Raw genomic sequence first — 17,484 nt, forward strand, 5'->3', positions numbered from 1 at the left:
TGAGATGTGAAACATTGAACGAGAAAAGATATGCGAACAGTTACTCTTTCTTCTCGTGCAGCGTGTAGCTTGCAGCTCTATCCTAAAGCTTAATCCTATACACGGCATAAGGGCTGGTTCGTTTATTTACGCCGTTATTATACTCGGGTTGTTTGTGTATTTGAGAGCAGGTAATGTATAAGTAGCCATCGCCAATGGCATAACTATCGGGCCAGAGCAAGCGCTGATCTTTAACCAACGTTGTCATCTTATGATTCTTATCGATACGCACAATGCTGTAGTTCTGTAAATCGCCCAAATATAGATTGCCTGCCTTATCAAAGATCATCCCGTCTGTGGTAGTAAAGTGTCCTAAGTCCTCTACCTTAGATGCCAGTGCTGTATCCGTCAGGCTGGCATTTCGCAAGTCTTCTGTGCGTATGCGATAAAGTTTATTATCCGTCAGTGGTTTGTAATACAACCAGGCGTAATCAGGTGTTAATGCAATACCATCTGAGTTGATTTTAACGGGCCTTCCATCTTTCATGAGCTCCTGACCATCAATCACAAAGTAGAAGGTGGTATCAGACTTTACAGAATAGTGGCTACTCAATAAGCGACGCATCTTGCCTGTATTTAAATCAATGACTATTAAACCACCGCCTTTTGATTCGGTGAGGTAGGCATAGTTGCGCTGCACATCTACGCGTATATCATTTACATAGGCACTGTCTGGAATAATGCCTTTAAATGAGTAGGTACGTTCTGGAAAACCCGTTGACTTGTTGATGCGTACCAGCTTTGCCCCACCACCAGTTACATTTTTCATTTTAGGAGCTGCCGGATCTAAAACCCACAATCGGCTGCTATCATCTACATAAACCGATTGCACACAAACCCACTTGTTAGTGCCTGGCTGTCCTGCTTGCCATTTATTCATCACCGAATCAGGATAAGGCTCTCGGCTGTTTGTACCTGTAACATGTACTACTCCATATCGGTAGCTATCAGACCAGCGTGGATAGTTGACCCACATGTAGCCTCCTTCTTCTTTTGCCACGCCTGTTAATTGGTAAGTGCTGTCGAGGTACACCAGCTCTAGCGCTGATTGATTGTTGGTGGCAGAAGTATCATTTACGGTTGTAGATGTGTCAGAGGGCTGAGCTCTACCTGTCTTATTTGAATTATTACAAGCGAGAAGCAAAAGAATAAGTCCAAGGCTTGATAGTAGAGATATACGCATAACGAGGTTTGATAAGTGAAATATCAAAGAATGGTGCCAGAAAGAGCAAGCACATCACCTCTTTTGGGTATAGGTCTATATCTAAATGGAGCCTTACCTTAGCTTCTTTTTTTGCGTATTACCGAACCTATATGAGAATTTTTATCCTATCCCTTTGCCTGCTTACTGCTATGGCAGGCTTTACACAACAATCCAATAATCAATTGTTAGGTTACCAGGAGTTTCCTACCATGATAAGAGGCCATGCAGTAGACCTGCAGGGCAACCAATATTATGTAGGGACGTTCAAAGGTGAGCTTACCGTAAAGGGCCAGCGACTAACGAGTGGTGAAGGCCAGGAAGATGTGTTTTGGTTGAAGACCGATAATGCAGGAAAGATCATCCGGTACAAAACATTCGGTTCTGCTAATTCTGATATAGCGCTTCCTGAAACATTTGTTTTTAGTGAAAACAACTCGCTTAGTTTTTCAAGCCGGCTAGTTGAAACTGTCAGCTTCCAAGGCCATATACTTAAGCCTTATCTGCATGCTGTGTCAAGCAAGCCAATAACAACAAGTGCTATTGTTAATACCGACACAGCAGGTAATGTAAAGTGGGCCGTGCGAATGCAGCTGACTTTGACGAAGCTGTATGCAAGTAAGAGTATTATACATGCTTTTGCCACTTACAATAATTTAGAGGCTACTGATATCAAAGTAAATGATTCGATAATCGTTAAGGCCGCCAATTCATTTGGGCTCCTGCACCTGATGTTTGATACTACAGGTAAGTTGATAAAAGTAAAGGAGATTGGGAGTTTTTTTAATGGGCAATCACTTCAAGTGCGAAATGTAGGTCAGTTCCAGGATGAGAAGTTATTGCTTTTCTTAGTGTTTACGGGTGGGAGCAATGTAACTGTAAATGGTGTGAGTCATTCACTGCGGTCTTTTCCCTCGGGCTATCCCATGTTATTAAAAACAGATACCTCCTATACCGACTTTAAACTCAAGTTTCTTAATCCTGATGCGCATTCATTAGGTCGAATGCCGCTTACATTATCAGCCAGCGACTCTATTTATACAATAATGAACGTATGGCCTAACAGTCCGTTATATATGGTAGACGGTCATAGTGTACCCTTTGCTCAAAATGCGCTTGTTGTCTTCGACTCTTCATTAACGGCAAAACGAGTGGTTGATTTAAGCCGGAACTATATAACTACTGCTTCACAAAGTGATAGAGGTATTAACTTTAGAGAGCTATTTATAAAAGACAATCAGTTGTTTTTTAGCGGTTATTATCGCGGCTCAAATGAATCACCTATAGGTGCGTTAGCGCAACGTGACACACTGATACCTGTTTTCCCAAATTTGTCTGCAATAGTGAACTTGAATGGTGCCAGCAAAAGCTTCATTGCAAAAGCAGATCTTGGGTTAAACCATACAAGCATGCAATGGTATGGAGAGCAAACGCCGTATGAAACCAGTTCACTTTCACATAATTACTTCCATGATGCGGGGCCGGGTAAAATTGCCTTTAACCTGATGCAGGATAATGTTTGGAATCCATTTCAAATAAATACTGATTTACAAGTGGAAACAGGCAGTATGCAGCCAGGTGTCGACCTTGCTGATGCCACTCAATTTGTAGAGTATCTTTCAGATGGCAGCCGGATTGTAATGGGCTATGCTCGTGGTCGAACCGCAATCGATAAGGATGCCCCTTCCATTCGTAGTAGTGCTGCGCGTAAAGATGCCTTTATTTGCCGGATTATGCCGAATGGACAAGTGAAGTGGTTTCACCGCGCTTTTTCAACACTGCTTTCAACACAAATCAGCAAGCTTACTGTTAGAAATAACAAAGCTTATTTTTTAATCAACTATGGCGCCTGGAGTAACGATAGTAATTATATTTCAATTAACAAACAACTGTATAAAGTAGATATATCGGCCAGTTTAATGGCTCAAGTGGATAGTAGTGGAAACCTCACTGTTATTAATTTAAAAGAAGTAGCTAATGGTGAGGAGCAACAAAATATTCGGGATTTCAACTTCTTTTCTAATGGTGACTTGGCTTTTGTAACCAATGTTTTGCATAAAGTAAATTACCCCGGCTTTCCAAATGATAATGGATTTTATATACTTCGTGTTCATCCAGAAACAAGGCAGATAATTGGCGCAAGGAAGTTAGTGGGCACACCCTATCCTAGTATCAACAGGATTGAAATAGATAAGAAGGATGCTATCTATCTTTCGTATAACGTGCCTGGCACAAGCTCGCTCTACGAGACCACCATGCTCCGGATGCATAATGGCGCAACCTATATTGATGCCATACAACTGACAAACAATACTTCTTCAAACGCAAGCCGTGTTTCACACACAGGTTTAATGAAGCTACATTGGAATGGATATATTTGGGCAAAGCGTTTTTCCGGTGATGCTGGTGCAGCGGTTTATGGTAATAGAGATTTGCTGCTAATCAATGACAAGCCTCTGTTACTAACAAGTACCCAATATAACAGCAAACCCGTTTACTGGGATGGCCAGTTACTTCATTCCGAGGCAAAAGCCTTTTATCCTACGCTTGTACAATTAGACACCGCTGGAGCCTTAAAGGGCTATAAAATCTTTGGAATGGAGATAAGCCATATGAAAAATAAGGCTGATGGGCGTATTTATTTGAGTGGCTATATAAGCTTTGCTCAAAAGATTGATACTATACAAATAGCGCACTCTGGATTCACGGATGCTATTGGCCTTGTTTTGGATAGTAACCTGGTGGCCAAAAATAGCTATCGCCTGCATACGCCTTATTCAGAAACAATGTATGATTTTGATATTTACCGCGACAGCGTAGTTTCCTTTGCTTATACGGCACAAACAGATCCCGCTCTTAGTACAGCGCGGTTGACAACCGAAATATCGGATTACGAAGAGAATGCTTATTTAGGCACCCTTGTTATTAAAGGACAAACGCCTACAGCTATTAATACGCCTTTGCCCCAAAACACTTCAGTGGCTATAACGCCCAACCCTGTGCGAGATAGACATCTGCGGCTAGCAATAAATACCCCTGAGCTTTTGCCCACAGTGTTATACGTGTATACCGCAGACGGGCAACTCATTGACAGCCATGAAGTGCGTTTAACACCAGGCACTAACCGATATTCAATCTCATTGCCTGAATCTATAAAACCTGGCGTTTATCAGTTGGTTATCAGCAATAAAAAGTGGAAGACTGTACGATCATTTCTAAAATTATAAAGTGAGAGAGCGCTGCAAGCGTCGAGCTTCACATAGAGGCGCAAAGACGCTAAAAGGAATTCTAAAAATCATGAATTAAAAGAAAAGCACTCCCATTTAAAGGAGTGCTTTTAAATTCTATAATCGCTCATTGAGTATTGAAAGTTGAGCATTGAACATTTCCTTCATTCTTCATTCCTTGTTCCTTGTTCAATATTCTCAACGCCCCCACTTGAATTCAACAGCCCCTCTGGCACTTTCAGATCACCGTTCCATTCCAGCAGTCCGTTGCGCTCATCTTCAATATTGGTAGCCTGCGTATACACATCGCCGGCAATGAGTCGCTTGCGTAGCTCTTCTTTGTAAAGCCGGATTTGTTCTGTACGTGCTTCATCGTCATTAGGGCCGCCATAATCCGCAAAACCAAAGCCACCCCACTCGCTCACTATTAAAGGCACCTGTTTTCGATAAAAGAAGGGATCACCTACCACCAATGGGAAAGCGGCTACGCCTTCCAGTTGGCCATTTACCAGACTATCCAGCATTTCACGCCAGCGTGTAATCTCTGGTGTATACAGGTGTACGGTGAACAGATCGGTCTTCAGGCGCCCTTCATAAGATATGTGTTGCCATCCATCGTTGTCTACTACCAGAAACTGCGGATAGGCCAGTTGCAGGTAGTGATACATATCCATAATGTACTGGCGGGTATCGGGGTTGGTGGCAATATCTTGCGCGCCCCAGTCTTCATTATACAAACTCCAGATTACAACTGATGGGTGCGTGCCAATCAATACCAGCATGCGCATCAGCTCATCGCGGTGAGCGGCACGACTGCGCTGGGTAGAGCTATGCGGACTGGGTACTTCTACCCACAACAGCATCCCTAACCGGTCGGCCAGCTTGTAAATACGCGGATCAACACCAGCAATGTGTATGCGCACCAGATTACAACCCAGTCGCTTCATGGCAAACATATGTTTTTTGATCTCCTCGTAAGTAGCTGCGGCTGGTTGATACAAAATGCCATCCAGGTAAATCTTCTTGTTGTTTAAGTATACCCAGGCACCCCGGGACTCGATCTTGCGTATTCCAAAATGTGTTTCTATTTCTGCACTGTATCCATCCGCATCAATGAGTTCTGCTTTAAGGCGATACAGGTTAGGCTCTTCTGGCGACCATAGTTTAGCATTGGGAATTTCTACCACTACCCGCTGTCGTTTCTCTCCAGCTTCTAAAAAGAAAGGAAACTCATCCACTACTACGGGCTCATTTTCACTTTGTTTGCGGTAATAGATCTTCAAGCGTAATGTATAGCGACCAGGATCATGAATACGTGTTGTAAAATTGAAACGTATCAAGTTGTCTTCAATACTGCTTACTACGCCCACGCGAGAGCGCAGCCGGTTGCGCTCTACGGTTTCCAGCCAAATGCTGCGTACTGCACCTGTATAGGTTTGATACCAAATGCCGCCCCGCTTGTATACATGCGATTCCTGTTTGCCCCGGGGTATTTCGGCATCCATGGTGTCGGCAATACGTACAGTAAGCCGATTGACAGGACGCAGCATACTGGGATCTAATTCATAGGAGAAAGACGTGTATTCGCCAACATGCATCTCCTCGCCTTCTATAGTACGCAGTAAGATACCATTGAGCCACACTCTGGTCTCATAACCACAAGCGCCAAAGGTTAATTGTAAAAGTGAATGTGGATGCCCGTTGCCATTTTCCAACTCAGGTAGTGGAAACTCGCGCTCATACCAGGCCACAATTTTATCGCGCCAGCCACTATCTGTGTGTATCTTGGCTTTCTCCATATGGTCTTCAATAGAGCCGGGCCAATTGGCGGTATGTTCATACTGATGACCCAGGTGCCAGCTTTTTAGGATGCCTGTATCGTCTGTATCTAATGCAAAGCGCCATTCGCCGTCTAGCAGCATAAAAGAATTAGAGCGGAGTACCGCACGCGGCAACGGGTCTACAAAGGTTTCTTCAGCGTATTGTTCTTCCTGGCTTTTAGTTAATCCATAATTAGGATGGGTATGCTCCATAGCTGTTGTTTATTCTGAAAAGAGTAGCTGCGAATTTTAAGCCAAGGAGCTAAGAGAGATGAAAAGAAGGAAAGGAGGATGAGCCACACGCTACAAGCTGTACGCTACACGCAACGAGAGACTGGCTAATTGGACATCCTTTGACATTTCACATTTCACGGCTTATTGATTTTCTCACACCTGCGGTCAAAAAAAGAGGTAGAACGTTAACCCTACCTCTTTCTGTTCCAAAAGAAAAAACCATTAAAATACACCACATCACCTTACTCCACACGCCATACACGATTTGATACATCCTTGTAACCATAATCTCCTAAATTCTCTTGAAAGGATGCCAGTTGTATGAAGGCGCTTTCCAGAAAAGAAGTATTCATATAGTATGCCAAACAGAACTAGGATTTGTAAGATTTAGTGGATTTTGAGGAAATGGGGCACTAATAAATAAATTGTTCTTTGATCGTTTAGAGCCGATCGTTAAGAAGTACAGTAGAAAAAAAGCCCTAGTGGCGATTGTCTTTTCGTACTATAGACTATAATTAATCAACGGCAAATATTTGCTCTTAATTTATATCAATCTTTCCCCCTAATCCATTTCGTCATGCTAATCCTAGTTCTCTTGTGCATAAATTCTTTTTTGCTGAGTAACGTTTGTGGAACAGCGCTGACACTGGCACTTGCTATTTTACAATAGTTGTGTATAAGTTACACAAGGATTGAAAGGCTATGAAGTACCGCACCCACAGCTTAATTTGGCGGCATGAATTACTTTCCTCAAAAATCAGTGCGCACGGCCTATATCCTTTGGCTGTTTAGCGGTTTCGGATGGCTGGGGTTACACCGTATTTACCTGGATAAACACCGCACCTGCCTAGTTTGGACCTTAACGTTTGGCTTGTTTGGCATCGGTTCTCTGATCGACCTATTTACACTGCCACGTTTGGTGCAACGTTATAACATCATTCAACAGCGCAGGGCCTTGCAATACCAATTACGTCAGATCAATAAGAAAAAGCAACGCCTCATAGAGGAACAGCGACTTGACGAGGCTGAACATTGCCACATGGAGGAAGTGCGATTGCAACAACAGTTTAAAGCACTGCATCATCAACTACAAGCCACACCGGTTCTCTCTCTGAATAAAAAAGTGGCAACCACACTTTCTACTGCCATACTTTTTGGTGCACAATAAGCGTTTTCCCTCTGCCATTGCCCATTAATACATTTTCTGTACAACTATGATTTTGCCACTTGTTATAGCTTCTTGCGGTATTAGTGTAGTAACGCTTATACTGCTGATTATTTTCCGTCCCAAGCCTAACAACAATTTGTTCGCTCTTTCCTACAAGCTTGACGATCTATTAAAAAAGCTGGATGGTATCTCTATTCACCTCAAAGAAGATTTTCGTCTCAACCGGGAAGAATTAACCCAATCTGCTGCAGCCAACCGGCAGGAGCTCAGCATTGCCCTGCATCAGTTTAAAGGCGAAATGACGGATACGCTGAAACTGATGACGGATACCAACCGCACGTTTAGTGAAAATATCCACCGGACATTGGAAGAAAAGATCACGGCGCTTATTCAAAAAACAGACGTGAATAACCAGTCTAACCGGGAAACCATTACCACTGCACTTAAAGATTTTTCACTGGAGCAAAGTGCCAAACTGGAAGCACTTAAGGCTGCACAACGCGAGCAATCCATGCAGACAACTCTTGAGCTGGAAAAGATCAACCGGAAAGTAGAGGAGAAATTGCAACAGCTTAATGAGCAAGCAAAAAACGATCAACACTTAGCACGACAAACCATGGACACTTCATTTAAAGGCTTCAATGAAACCTTTGATAAGAATGTTGGCTCCTTCAACCAGGTGTTACGCGAAAAGTTTGGCCAATTGGAAGACAAGCAACGCCTACTGGTTGAAAGCACCGAGAAGAAATTGGAAGGTATACGGGAAACAGTAGACGAAAAATTACAGAAGACCTTAAATGAACGACTGGGTCAGTCATTTGAGCTAGTGCGTCAACAACTGGAAAGTGTACAAAAAGGATTAGGTGAAATGCAGACATTGGCACAAGATGTAGGCGGATTGAAGAAAGTATTGAGCAATGTGAAGATGCGCGGCGGCTTTGGCGAGGTGCAATTACACATGCTGTTAGAAAACATTCTTGCACCAGAGCAGTATGAAGCCAATGTAGCTACTAAGCAGGGTAGTAGCGAGCGTGTAGAGTTTGCTATTAAGTTCCCAAATAAAGAGGGCGAGCGAGATTTTGTATGGCTACCTATTGATGCCAAGTTTCCTAAAGATGCCTATGAAACTTTGCAAAACGCTCACGATACCGGCGATACTGCTGCCATAGAAGCGGCACAGCGTACACTGGAGGCAACCGTAAAGCGAATGGCTAAAGACATTTGCGACAAGTATCTGGATGCACCTCATACCACCAATTTCGGTATCCTGTTCCTGCCTTTTGAAGGTTTGTTTGCCGAAGTAGTGCGCAAGGCCAGTTTGCTGGAAGAAATACAGCGCGACTGCCATGTAATTATCACCGGCCCTACTACACTGGCGGTAATTTTAAACTCCCTGCAAATGGGCTTCCGCACATTGGCCATTCAAAAACGGAGCGCTGAAGTGTGGCAGGTGCTGGGTTCAGTAAAGAAAGAGTTTGGCCAGTTTGGTGGTCTGCTGCAAAAAGCACAGAACAATATTCAAACAGGATTGAACCAGCTAGATAACGTGATGGGTGTGCGCACTCGTGCCATACAGCGTCAATTGAAAGAAGTGGAAGTGTTGGCTAGTGATGAGGAGGACCAGCAGCTGATAGAAGAGTGAATGAGTCCACAGTCGATAGACGACAAAAGTCAGTAAGTCAATGGCATTAGGCTGTTTGCTTGTAGCTTCCTATTTATAGCTAAATTGCTTGGCTGCACAATTATTTTTCTATTCGAGCAACAAACTTCATGTAGCTCATCTTTTCACTGAAAAAGATTTGTCCGACTTTTGCACTATAAGTTTTAAGCTTAATCATTTAATTATAGGAATACAATGCAGAACGTCTCGAAGATATCCCGCGCGGAAGTGATGAACCATTTGGATAAAGAAATTCAGGAAGCTATTCTCCAGTATTTAAAACCTATTGATGACATCTGGCAGCCAGCCGATTTATTACCGCAAAGCGATCGTGATGATTTCTTTGATCAGGTAAAAGAATTGAAGGCCCGTGCCGCCACGTTATCGTACGATCTGGTAGCCGTGCTGATTGGTGATACCATTACTGAAGAGGCCTTGCCTACCTACGAAAGCTGGCTAATGCAGGTAAAAGGCCCGAAAGATGATCCTGAAGGTGGGTGGCACCAATGGGTACGTAACTGGACAGCTGAAGAAAACCGCCATGGTGATGTGCTGAATACTTACCTATACTTGTCGGGAAGGGTAAATATGCGCCAGCTGCAGATCTCCACACAGTATCTGCTGGCAGACGGTTTCGATATTGGAACTGCGCATGACCCGTACCGCAATTTTGTGTATACCTCCTTCCAGGAAATGGCCACTAATCTTTCACACCGCCGCGTAGCGCAATTTGCCAAGAAAGCCGGCGATGAGCAACTGGCCAAGATCTGTGGACATGTTGCCTCCGATGAAATGCGGCATGCCAATGCATACAAATCATTTGTCAGTAAAATTCTTTTGATCGATCCCTCAGAAATGATGGTAGCGTTTGAAGATATGATGCGCAAAAAGATTGTAATGCCGGCACATTTCCTGCGCGAGATGGGCATGGCCAAGGGCGAAACCTTTGCCCACTTCTCTGAAGCTGCCCAACGTATTGGTGTATATACGGCATTAGATTACGTGGCCATCTTAAAAGTGCTGCTTAAAGAATGGAAAATTGATTCGTTGACCAACCTGAACGAAGCCGGTGAAAAAGCACGTGATTACCTGATGAAACTCCCCGACCGCTTGTTCCGCCTGGCCGAACGTATTAATCCTAAGCCATCTAGCTACAAGTTTAGTTGGATTGTGTGATAGAAGCTGCAAGCTACACGCTATACGCTGCACGCATGGCGCGCTGGAGTGCAGAATGGGTCAAGGAGACGGGGTGCAGGGAGGAACACAGAGAGTATGGGAAAAGAATAGATTTAAATAAGAAGTCACTCCATTGATGGAGTGACTTCTTATTTAAAATGGTTTAATACTCAGGTTTTGTGAGTGAGCTTCTTTCACGTCTTACGTTTAACCTTTCACGGTAAGCCGCCTGCAGCGTGTAGCGTACAGCTTGTAGCTTCCCTCACTCACTGCAAATGTCTAATACGGTTTCGTGCCTACTGTATTTCCAGGCGGATTATAATTCGCTACAATAATAACAGCTCCATTACTGCAAGTGGCCTTGCCAATGCCTACCGACTGGGTGGTTTTCCATATCATTTGGGTATAGTGTCCCACACCTTTGTTGGTACCGTCGAATGGGCCATACTGGTACTGATCAATTTCACTATACCAGCTACGTGAGGCATCGGTGGCTAATAACGAACGGCCCTGTGCCCAGAAGATGTTTTCGCCATACTGTTGAGCCCATGTACCAGAAGCAGGTCGATGCTTCATGTTGCATCCGCTCTTGGCCAAATGATCTGCCCATGCCTGTGCAAAAGCAGCCAGCTCTGCCGACCAGCTCAAGGATGTTACACTTACATCTTTACGTGCTTTATTATGAACGTCTAAAGCGTCTTGCGCTTCTTGCTGGCTTAAAAGAGACCCAGTTGATGCCGGCACTGTTTGCGCTCGTGTGGCAACAGTGAACAACAGTAAAATAGACAAAAGAACCTGGCCATTTTTCATATGCATTAATAACGTGTGTAGGGCTGTTGGAATTGTGAGACCCGCACAAAGCTACACTAGGAATCCTGCATCGAATGTCGTAACTTTCTATTCAACCTTTTCCTGTCTAAACTGCTTGCTGCTAACGTTCTCTTGTAACCTGTTGCTTTTTATCACCTACACCCTGTGTGATCATTGTAAAAAGGTAATGTATTCTTCACCTTTTAAATACGAACAACAATGAGATCAACACTGCATGCACTAATAATGGTTCTTTTCTTATTGGTGTCTATCCCCTTGATGGCACAGAAAAAGAGCAAGAAGAAAAATGCTGAAACACAGCCCACCATGACCGATACTACTATGCAAGGCGGTGGCGGTGGAATGGCAGAAGCTGGCGCCTTCCCTTATACAGCAGATTATTCTTCCAAGTTTACAATGGGCAACCCAGAGCACGCCCGTATGGTGTTATCAATGTGGAAAGATTATGACAACAACACATTTGATCGAAGTGCGGCCATGTTGGCCGATACCGTGATGTTTCAAGCCCCTAATGGAATGGTGATCCGTGGTAAAGACAGTGTCTTGAATTCCGTTAAACAATTTCGTGGTCAATTCTCCAGTGTAAAAAGTACTGTAGATGCCTGGGTGCCTATGCACAGCACCGACCGCAACGAAGACTGGGTGCTGATCTGGGGCACAGAAAACGATACCAATGCCAGTGGTTCTACTACTAATGTTATTCATGAGATCTGGCGTGTTAATCGCGATGGAAAGATCGATTTTATACGTCAGTATACCGCCAAACCTCCGGTGCAGTAAAGGCGGTACGGTTTAGACGAACCCTGGCCTTTGTAGGTCAGGGTTTTTTGTGACCGCAGATTTGAGGGATTAGTAGGATTAACTGGATTACAGTTTAAACAACTATAAGTCGTGAGATGTAAAAAGTGAAACGTGAGAAATAATACACGGTCCACAGATGACCGTCTACAGTAAGAACCGGCTGTTTGGCGTGCAGCGTAAAGCTTGCAGCATGCAGCTTTTCCTCACAGCCCTACATGGCACAGAATTTATGTGATTATTATTCTAATGCACTCAGATAAAACTTAAGTTATGGCAGAGTTATATGTGGAACGTAAGCGTAAATCACCGGTATTATGGATACTGTTGGCCTTGATCGTACTGGCGGTTGTTGGCTATTTGGTATGGGCCAATCGCGACAAGCTTCAGAACAACAAAACAACCACCACAGAACAAACAACAACGACTACCACCGGCACACCAACCGGACAGTAGAAGGAAACCGGTTACAACAATTAATTACTTCACCGGGAAGTCTGGCTTCCCCAAAAAGGATACAATATGTTTGGTAAAAAAGAAACACCTACAACACGTTTGCGCGAGCTATCAAAAAGTGATTTTCAAATAGCGAAAGGGCAGCCTGATATACGAGGCTGGGATGTGCGTGATGAACAAGGACGTAAATATGGTACCGTAGGAGAACTCATCTTTGATATCCGTGCCAACAAAGTACGTTACCTGATTGTTGATATCCAGGATACACCAGATCTGGAGCTGGATAAGCGCAGCGTAATGATACCCATTGGACTTGCCGAATTGGACCATACAGATAATGATGTTTTATTACCCAATGTATCTCCCTTCCAGTTGCGGGCACTGCCGCGTTATCAAACCGCCAAACTGGGTGCTAAAACCGAAAGAGATATCCGCACTGTATTTGGCGACATGAACCTTGGCGCTACACGTACATCACCATCTACCACTAATGTAGATGATGATGTGGATGAAAGTTTTTACGACAACGACTACTTCAATGAAGACAATATGTATCGCCGACGCCGTAGTTCCTATGATCGTGACCGGGAGTATAATTATAATGAAGATGTTTATACACCTCGTGATGTAGATATGAATGTACCGGTATCTAACCGTAGAGATATTTATGAAGACGATCTTAGACCAGGCGAAACCGATGAAGACTTTTATCGTCGCACCGGCCGCCGCCCACGCTACTAATAAGATCAATAAATCCCTATATAACGATGAAGCAGTCCCCGGTGGGGCTGCTTCTACCATTTAATAGGTAAGATGCAATGTTTGAAGTTTGAGATTGTGTCTTCAATGTAAGTGGCGTTACGCATAGCATTATGGTTGAAAGCGTAAAGATGAAACCAGAAACCACCCTTCTGCGTTTATCTGGGTAATCTGCGGACCACACACATTCTCTGTGCCCCTCCCTGCCTCGGAGCCTCCGTGTTTCCTCTCTCTGTGTTTAGCGTATAGCTTACAGCGTGCAGCTTCTCTTCACCTCAGCAACAACTCACTGCTTCCCCTACACTATTCACCATTCACTAATTACAATTCACACAAAAATAAACAGCTCATCGCTTTTACAGAGGTTTGAAACATTGTAGTTTCACTTTCCTTCCGCACTACTACAAAACCAACACCAATCCTGCCCTGCTGTTTCGTTTCATTTTAAACCTTAAATACAAAACCATTTATGCAAGCACTACACGAAGAGCTGGTAACCTCTCAAGTGACACCTACTACAACGCCCAACCCATCTGCCATTATGCAAGTAGGAACCGGCTTCTGGGCCTCCAAAACATTACTGGCTGCTATTAAACTGCGCCTTTTTACCGAGTTAGAAGGAAAGGCGCTTACAGCCGAAGAAATCCGTCAGAAACTAGACCTTCATCCGCGTAGTATTTATGATTTTTTAGACGCACTGCATTCACTAAAATTTCTTAACCGGGAAGGGCAAGGTACAACCGCCCGTTATAGCAATACTGCCGACACTTCGTTTTTCCTTGACCGTAATAAGCAGGGCTATATTGGTGGCTTATTGGAAATGTGCAACGATCGCCTGTATCCTTTCTGGGGTACTCTGGAAGATGGCTTAAAAACCGGAAAGCCACAAAACGAGGTCAAGGACGAATCAACGGATGCTAACCCATTTGATGCCTTCTATGCTGACCCTGACCGCTTGACACAATTCATGGAAGCCATGGCCGGTATCCAGATGGGTGCCTTTATGGCCCTTGCCCGCAACTTTGATTTTAGCCGCTACCAAACACTCTGTGATATGGGTGGCGCTACAGGGCTGCTGGCCATACAGGTAGCATTGAACAACCCGCACATGCAAACGATCACCTACGACCTACCTGCCGTAGAACAGGTAGCAAAAAAATGGGTGGAGCGCTTTGATGCAGTAGCGCGTGTACGTATTCAAAGTGGCGACTTCTTTAAAGATCCCTTCCCCAAGGCCGATATCATTACCATGGGTAACATTCTGCACGACTGGGGATATGAGGATAAACTGAAGCTCGCGAAAAAAGCTTATGAAGCCTTACCTGCAGGCGGCGCCTTTATAGTGATTGAAGGCATTATTGACAACGAGCGCAAGGAAAACACCTTTGGCTTACTGATGTCACTAAACATGCTTATAGAAACTCAGGCAGGTTATGACTTTACTTTCAACGACTTCCAAAATCTCGCAAAAGAAGCCGGCTTTACACGCTTTGAATTGCTGCATCTTGCTGGTCCTACCAGTGCGGCGATTGCGTATAAGTGAGGAGTTAGCTTCGAGCCGTGAGCTATGAGCTGTGAGAAGAGAGAGCTGCACGCTGCACGCAAGAACGAGAATCGTTAATAGCTGCCACATAAGAAAAGGCGATCAAGCGGTGCTATATAGAAAAGCACTCCTATTAGTGGAGTGCTTTTTCTTTTAAATACATTCGCTGTGGTTCATGTCAGCGTGGGGCTCCCTTTAAGGGTTAGGGTGTGCGTTTGCTATTTCACTTCTACCAATACCGGCCGATGATCAGAAGCTATAGCCTCATTAATAACGGTTGCGGACATATGTTTTTGCTTTATGGCATTGCGACTGAAGATATAGTCAATACAGCGATCAGGAGTATTGGCAGGAAAAGTTAGCGCTGTGCCACTAAGCAATGTCCAGTTTTGTTGTAAGGCAGTCAGTACCGGTGAAGTAGGCTCGGCATTCAGATCGCCTAACAGATAAATAGGTTTTTGAAAATGGGTAGCCTGTTCATTGATAATATTCACGGATGCTAAGCGGTCCGCCTCCGTGAGAGAGAAATGCGTGTTGAACACTACGTATTTTTTGAACTCCACGACCAGCAGCACGCGCTCTTCTTCTTTACCAGGCAAAGGGATAGTATAGTGTTGCAGGGGCTTTTCTTTTGAAAGCAATCCTACGCCATACTTGCCACCTTGCAGCGGAATGGCGGCACCGTAAACAGCCTGCATCTTTGTTTTTTGTGCCAGCTGCTGCAATACATCTACTGCGTTGCTACGCTTGGTAACACTATCCACTTCCTGTAAGGCTACGATAGGTGCCTTTGCCTGCAACAATACGGCGGCTACGCGATCATAATCTACTTTATTATCCATGCCTTTGGCATTGCGGATGTTGTAGGTAAGCAGGCGCAGTTTCTTTTGCGCAGACGTCTGGCTGCAGAATAGGGTAGCCAGAATAGACAGGTACAGAAGTTTATACATGGTGTAAAACTAAGGATCGCGGATTAATTTGGGTTAATTAGATGAACAGTATTATACTTAGCACGCCCTGAAGTATCGCGTACGGTACGCCAACGCAAAGTTTCAGGTTGCAGGCTTCTCGTTTCATCCTTTCATTCTCAATCCACCTATCTTTTGTAATGCCTCTCTTAGTATAGTTAAGTGCTTGAGTAAAAAGATAATGCACAGTAAGAAGCTGCAGTTGAAGATAGGCCATACCTGCATCTTAGAAAAGCCTTTCTATTGTCAGGCTTTTAGCGGCTTGGGTGCATTTTTGAAGTGTTTGTATTTTCCTAAGAGTCGCCCAATGTTGTACGTAACAGGAATAATAATCTTTTTAACAAACCATGGCATGTCTGCCATCTCGTATTCCGATGCATAGCGAGTGAGCAGATAAGCTCCATCAAATGCTTCTGGTCTATGGGTGCCTGACTTATTTTGTGCATCATATACTGCTGTCAAGTAAAAGACAATCGTATTCGCAGGTTTTATCCAGCCGGTACAATGCAGTTCTTCTTCTCCTACATTCCAAAACCGGTGCGGTGTGCCACGCTTAAATTCTACCGTTTCACCAACACCAGCGTATTGTGTGGGCTGACCCTTTACCTGGTAGGCTAGTTGACCACTGACTACTGTTAATACTTCGTCTTGCATAAAGTGAGTATGCATGGGAGGGCCACTTTTGGGCGTTACAAAATTCTCAACCAGCAGTTTATCCCCATCGTGCTCCTTTATTACTTCTAAGAAGGTCAGTTTTTCACCAATGCAGTTTTGTATGCTATGAGGTAATTGGTAGTTCATTGCAGTAAAGTTTCTGTAAAACTACCTATATTTGGACAATGTCCAAATTGATAATGAATACAAGGGAAAAAATACTGGATAAAGCGTTAGAAATGTTCAATGAACAGGGAATCGAATATGTTGGTCTGCGTGAGCTAGCGGCTGTTTTGGATATGCGTGTGAGCAACATTACTTACTACTTTCCCACTAAGGATGACCTGGTGTATCAACTATCTCAAGAGCTTCGCAAAAAGAATGCAACGGTAATTGTGGCAAGAGAAAACATGACCATGAATGGCTTTCTTGTTATGCTGCACCAGGTTTTTCAGCATCATGTAGCATTCCGGTGTTTGCTGCTCAGCTTTGTGCACCTCATGGAGCAGAATAAGTTTATTTCGGCTTCTTATAAAAAGACACAAGACCTCAGAAATGCAACTATTAAATCGAATATAGAAGTGCTTGCTACATCTGGCTATTTAAAGCTAAATGATAATGATGCTGACAAGGATTATTTAGTATCAACAATTGCCCTCATCAGCCGGTTCTGGATATCAGAGGCGGCTATATCGTTTCGTAAGGTAAGTAGTGCAGAACAAATCCGCCACTACCTGATACTGATCACAAAGCTGATGATGCCTTATGCTACAGCAAAGGCTAAGAAAGAGATGCAGCAATTCATGGAAGGCCTTTAGTTAAGGAGAAGGGGATTAGCTGATGGAAGCTAAGAGAAGAAGGAGGAAAGGATTTAAGATTTCAAGATTTCTGATTTGAAAGTTTCAGGTTACAGGTTTCTGGTTTCACTCTCTCCCTTTCAACCCGCTTGC

At 43.9% G+C, this 17,484-nt stretch carries 14 protein-coding genes; 9 read left to right on the forward strand and 5 right to left on the reverse strand.

Annotation, left to right across the window (positions count from 1 at the left end; translation table 11 throughout):
- Nucleotides 1-82: 82 nt before the first annotated feature.
- Entirely contained in the window at nucleotides 83-1,222 is a 1,140-nt protein-coding gene (locus SY85_RS14885) for an L-dopachrome tautomerase-related protein (RefSeq protein ID WP_082886479.1), read from the reverse strand.
- Between the two features lie 131 nt (nucleotides 1,223-1,353).
- Here SY85_RS14885 and SY85_RS14890 point away from each other — a divergent pair, with 131 nt between their 5' ends.
- Complete coding sequence (locus tag SY85_RS14890) at nucleotides 1,354-4,467, forward strand: T9SS type A sorting domain-containing protein (RefSeq protein WP_066405697.1); 3,114 nt, start codon at nucleotides 1,354-1,356, stop codon at nucleotides 4,465-4,467.
- Between the two features lie 164 nt (nucleotides 4,468-4,631).
- Here SY85_RS14890 and SY85_RS14895 read toward each other — a convergent pair whose 3' ends face one another.
- Nucleotides 4,632-6,500: a glycoside hydrolase family 2 protein gene (locus SY85_RS14895; protein ID WP_066405698.1), complete on the reverse strand. Its 1,869-nt coding sequence runs from the start codon at nucleotides 6,498-6,500 to the stop codon at nucleotides 4,632-4,634.
- 757 nt (nucleotides 6,501-7,257) lie between these two features.
- Between SY85_RS14895 and SY85_RS14900 the strand changes: the two genes are divergently transcribed.
- The 3 genes from SY85_RS14900 (at nucleotide 7,258) to SY85_RS14910 (ending at nucleotide 10,525) form a co-directional block, all read left to right on the forward strand.
- Nucleotides 7,258-7,689 (forward strand): TM2 domain-containing protein, encoded by a 432-nt coding sequence (locus tag SY85_RS14900; protein ID WP_066405699.1) that lies wholly within the window; start codon nucleotides 7,258-7,260, stop codon nucleotides 7,687-7,689.
- A 46-nt stretch (nucleotides 7,690-7,735) separates the two neighbouring features.
- Nucleotides 7,736-9,331 carry a DNA recombination protein RmuC gene (locus tag SY85_RS14905; protein WP_226998840.1) on the forward strand — a complete coding sequence of 532 codons (1,596 nt, stop codon included), beginning with the start codon at nucleotides 7,736-7,738 and terminating at the stop codon, nucleotides 9,329-9,331.
- 213 nt (nucleotides 9,332-9,544) lie between these two features.
- A complete protein-coding gene (locus SY85_RS14910; RefSeq protein WP_066405700.1) occupies nucleotides 9,545-10,525 on the forward strand; it encodes an acyl-ACP desaturase in 981 nt (326 codons plus the stop codon).
- A 279-nt stretch (nucleotides 10,526-10,804) separates the two neighbouring features.
- On the opposite strand, the gene SY85_RS14915 is transcribed toward SY85_RS14910, so the two are convergent.
- Nucleotides 10,805-11,335: a CAP family protein gene (locus tag SY85_RS14915; RefSeq protein ID WP_066405701.1), complete on the reverse strand. Its 531-nt coding sequence runs from the start codon at nucleotides 11,333-11,335 to the stop codon at nucleotides 10,805-10,807.
- Nucleotides 11,336-11,554: 219 nt separating this feature from the next.
- On the opposite strand from SY85_RS14915, the gene SY85_RS14920 reads away from it, so the two are divergent.
- The 4 genes from SY85_RS14920 to SY85_RS14935 all read left to right on the forward strand — a co-directional run bounded on the left by SY85_RS14920 (nucleotide 11,555) and on the right by SY85_RS14935 (nucleotide 14,912).
- Nucleotides 11,555-12,136, forward strand: coding sequence for a nuclear transport factor 2 family protein (locus SY85_RS14920; RefSeq protein WP_082886483.1), 582 nt, complete (start codon nucleotides 11,555-11,557; stop codon nucleotides 12,134-12,136).
- A gap of 291 nt (nucleotides 12,137-12,427) precedes the next feature.
- The gene (locus tag SY85_RS14925; RefSeq protein WP_066405703.1) at nucleotides 12,428-12,610 is read left to right on the forward strand and encodes a hypothetical protein; all 183 of its coding nucleotides are present in this window, start codon (nucleotides 12,428-12,430) and stop codon (nucleotides 12,608-12,610) included.
- 66 nt (nucleotides 12,611-12,676) lie between these two features.
- Nucleotides 12,677-13,351, forward strand: coding sequence for a PRC-barrel domain-containing protein (locus SY85_RS14930; RefSeq protein ID WP_066405704.1), 675 nt, complete (start codon nucleotides 12,677-12,679; stop codon nucleotides 13,349-13,351).
- 487 nt (nucleotides 13,352-13,838) lie between these two features.
- On the forward strand, nucleotides 13,839-14,912 hold the full coding sequence (locus tag SY85_RS14935; protein ID WP_066405705.1) for a methyltransferase: 1,074 nt from the start codon (nucleotides 13,839-13,841) through the stop codon (nucleotides 14,910-14,912).
- Between the two features lie 218 nt (nucleotides 14,913-15,130).
- Here SY85_RS14935 and SY85_RS14940 read toward each other — a convergent pair whose 3' ends face one another.
- Nucleotides 15,131-15,862: an endonuclease/exonuclease/phosphatase family protein gene (locus SY85_RS14940; RefSeq protein WP_066405706.1), complete on the reverse strand. Its 732-nt coding sequence runs from the start codon at nucleotides 15,860-15,862 to the stop codon at nucleotides 15,131-15,133.
- A 264-nt stretch (nucleotides 15,863-16,126) separates the two neighbouring features.
- The gene (locus tag SY85_RS14950; RefSeq protein WP_066405708.1) at nucleotides 16,127-16,681 is read right to left on the reverse strand and encodes a cupin domain-containing protein; all 555 of its coding nucleotides are present in this window, start codon (nucleotides 16,679-16,681) and stop codon (nucleotides 16,127-16,129) included.
- Between the two features lie 38 nt (nucleotides 16,682-16,719).
- Between SY85_RS14950 and SY85_RS14955 the strand changes: the two genes are divergently transcribed.
- Nucleotides 16,720-17,352, forward strand: a complete 633-nt coding sequence (locus tag SY85_RS14955) for a TetR/AcrR family transcriptional regulator (RefSeq protein WP_082886484.1) — start codon at nucleotides 16,720-16,722, stop codon at nucleotides 17,350-17,352.
- Nucleotides 17,353-17,484 lie beyond the last annotated feature (132 nt).

This window comes from Flavisolibacter tropicus (genome assembly GCF_001644645.1).
Classification (GTDB): Bacteria; Bacteroidota; Bacteroidia; order Chitinophagales; family Chitinophagaceae; genus Flavisolibacter; species Flavisolibacter tropicus.

What these genes read in the sequence shown, in the direction of transcription:
- SY85_RS14885 (WP_082886479.1), bottom strand. Translation starts at nt 1,222, where the DNA reads ATGCGTATATCTCTACTATCAAGCCTTGGACTTATTCTTTTGCTTCTC.
- SY85_RS14890 (WP_066405697.1), top strand. Translation starts at nt 1,354, where the DNA reads ATGAGAATTTTTATCCTATCCCTTTGCCTGCTTACTGCTATGGCAGGC.
- SY85_RS14895 (WP_066405698.1), bottom strand. Translation starts at nt 6,500, where the DNA reads ATGGAGCATACCCATCCTAATTATGGATTAACTAAAAGCCAGGAAGAA.
- SY85_RS14900 (WP_066405699.1), top strand. Translation starts at nt 7,258, where the DNA reads ATGAATTACTTTCCTCAAAAATCAGTGCGCACGGCCTATATCCTTTGG.
- SY85_RS14905 (WP_226998840.1), top strand. Translation starts at nt 7,736, where the DNA reads ATGATTTTGCCACTTGTTATAGCTTCTTGCGGTATTAGTGTAGTAACG.
- SY85_RS14910 (WP_066405700.1), top strand. Translation starts at nt 9,545, where the DNA reads ATGCAGAACGTCTCGAAGATATCCCGCGCGGAAGTGATGAACCATTTG.
- SY85_RS14915 (WP_066405701.1), bottom strand. Translation starts at nt 11,335, where the DNA reads ATGAAAAATGGCCAGGTTCTTTTGTCTATTTTACTGTTGTTCACTGTT.
- SY85_RS14920 (WP_082886483.1), top strand. Translation starts at nt 11,555, where the DNA reads ATGAGATCAACACTGCATGCACTAATAATGGTTCTTTTCTTATTGGTG.
- SY85_RS14925 (WP_066405703.1), top strand. Translation starts at nt 12,428, where the DNA reads ATGGCAGAGTTATATGTGGAACGTAAGCGTAAATCACCGGTATTATGG.
- SY85_RS14930 (WP_066405704.1), top strand. Translation starts at nt 12,677, where the DNA reads ATGTTTGGTAAAAAAGAAACACCTACAACACGTTTGCGCGAGCTATCA.
- SY85_RS14935 (WP_066405705.1), top strand. Translation starts at nt 13,839, where the DNA reads ATGCAAGCACTACACGAAGAGCTGGTAACCTCTCAAGTGACACCTACT.
- SY85_RS14940 (WP_066405706.1), bottom strand. Translation starts at nt 15,862, where the DNA reads ATGTATAAACTTCTGTACCTGTCTATTCTGGCTACCCTATTCTGCAGC.
- SY85_RS14950 (WP_066405708.1), bottom strand. Translation starts at nt 16,681, where the DNA reads ATGAACTACCAATTACCTCATAGCATACAAAACTGCATTGGTGAAAAA.
- SY85_RS14955 (WP_082886484.1), top strand. Translation starts at nt 16,720, where the DNA reads ATGTCCAAATTGATAATGAATACAAGGGAAAAAATACTGGATAAAGCG.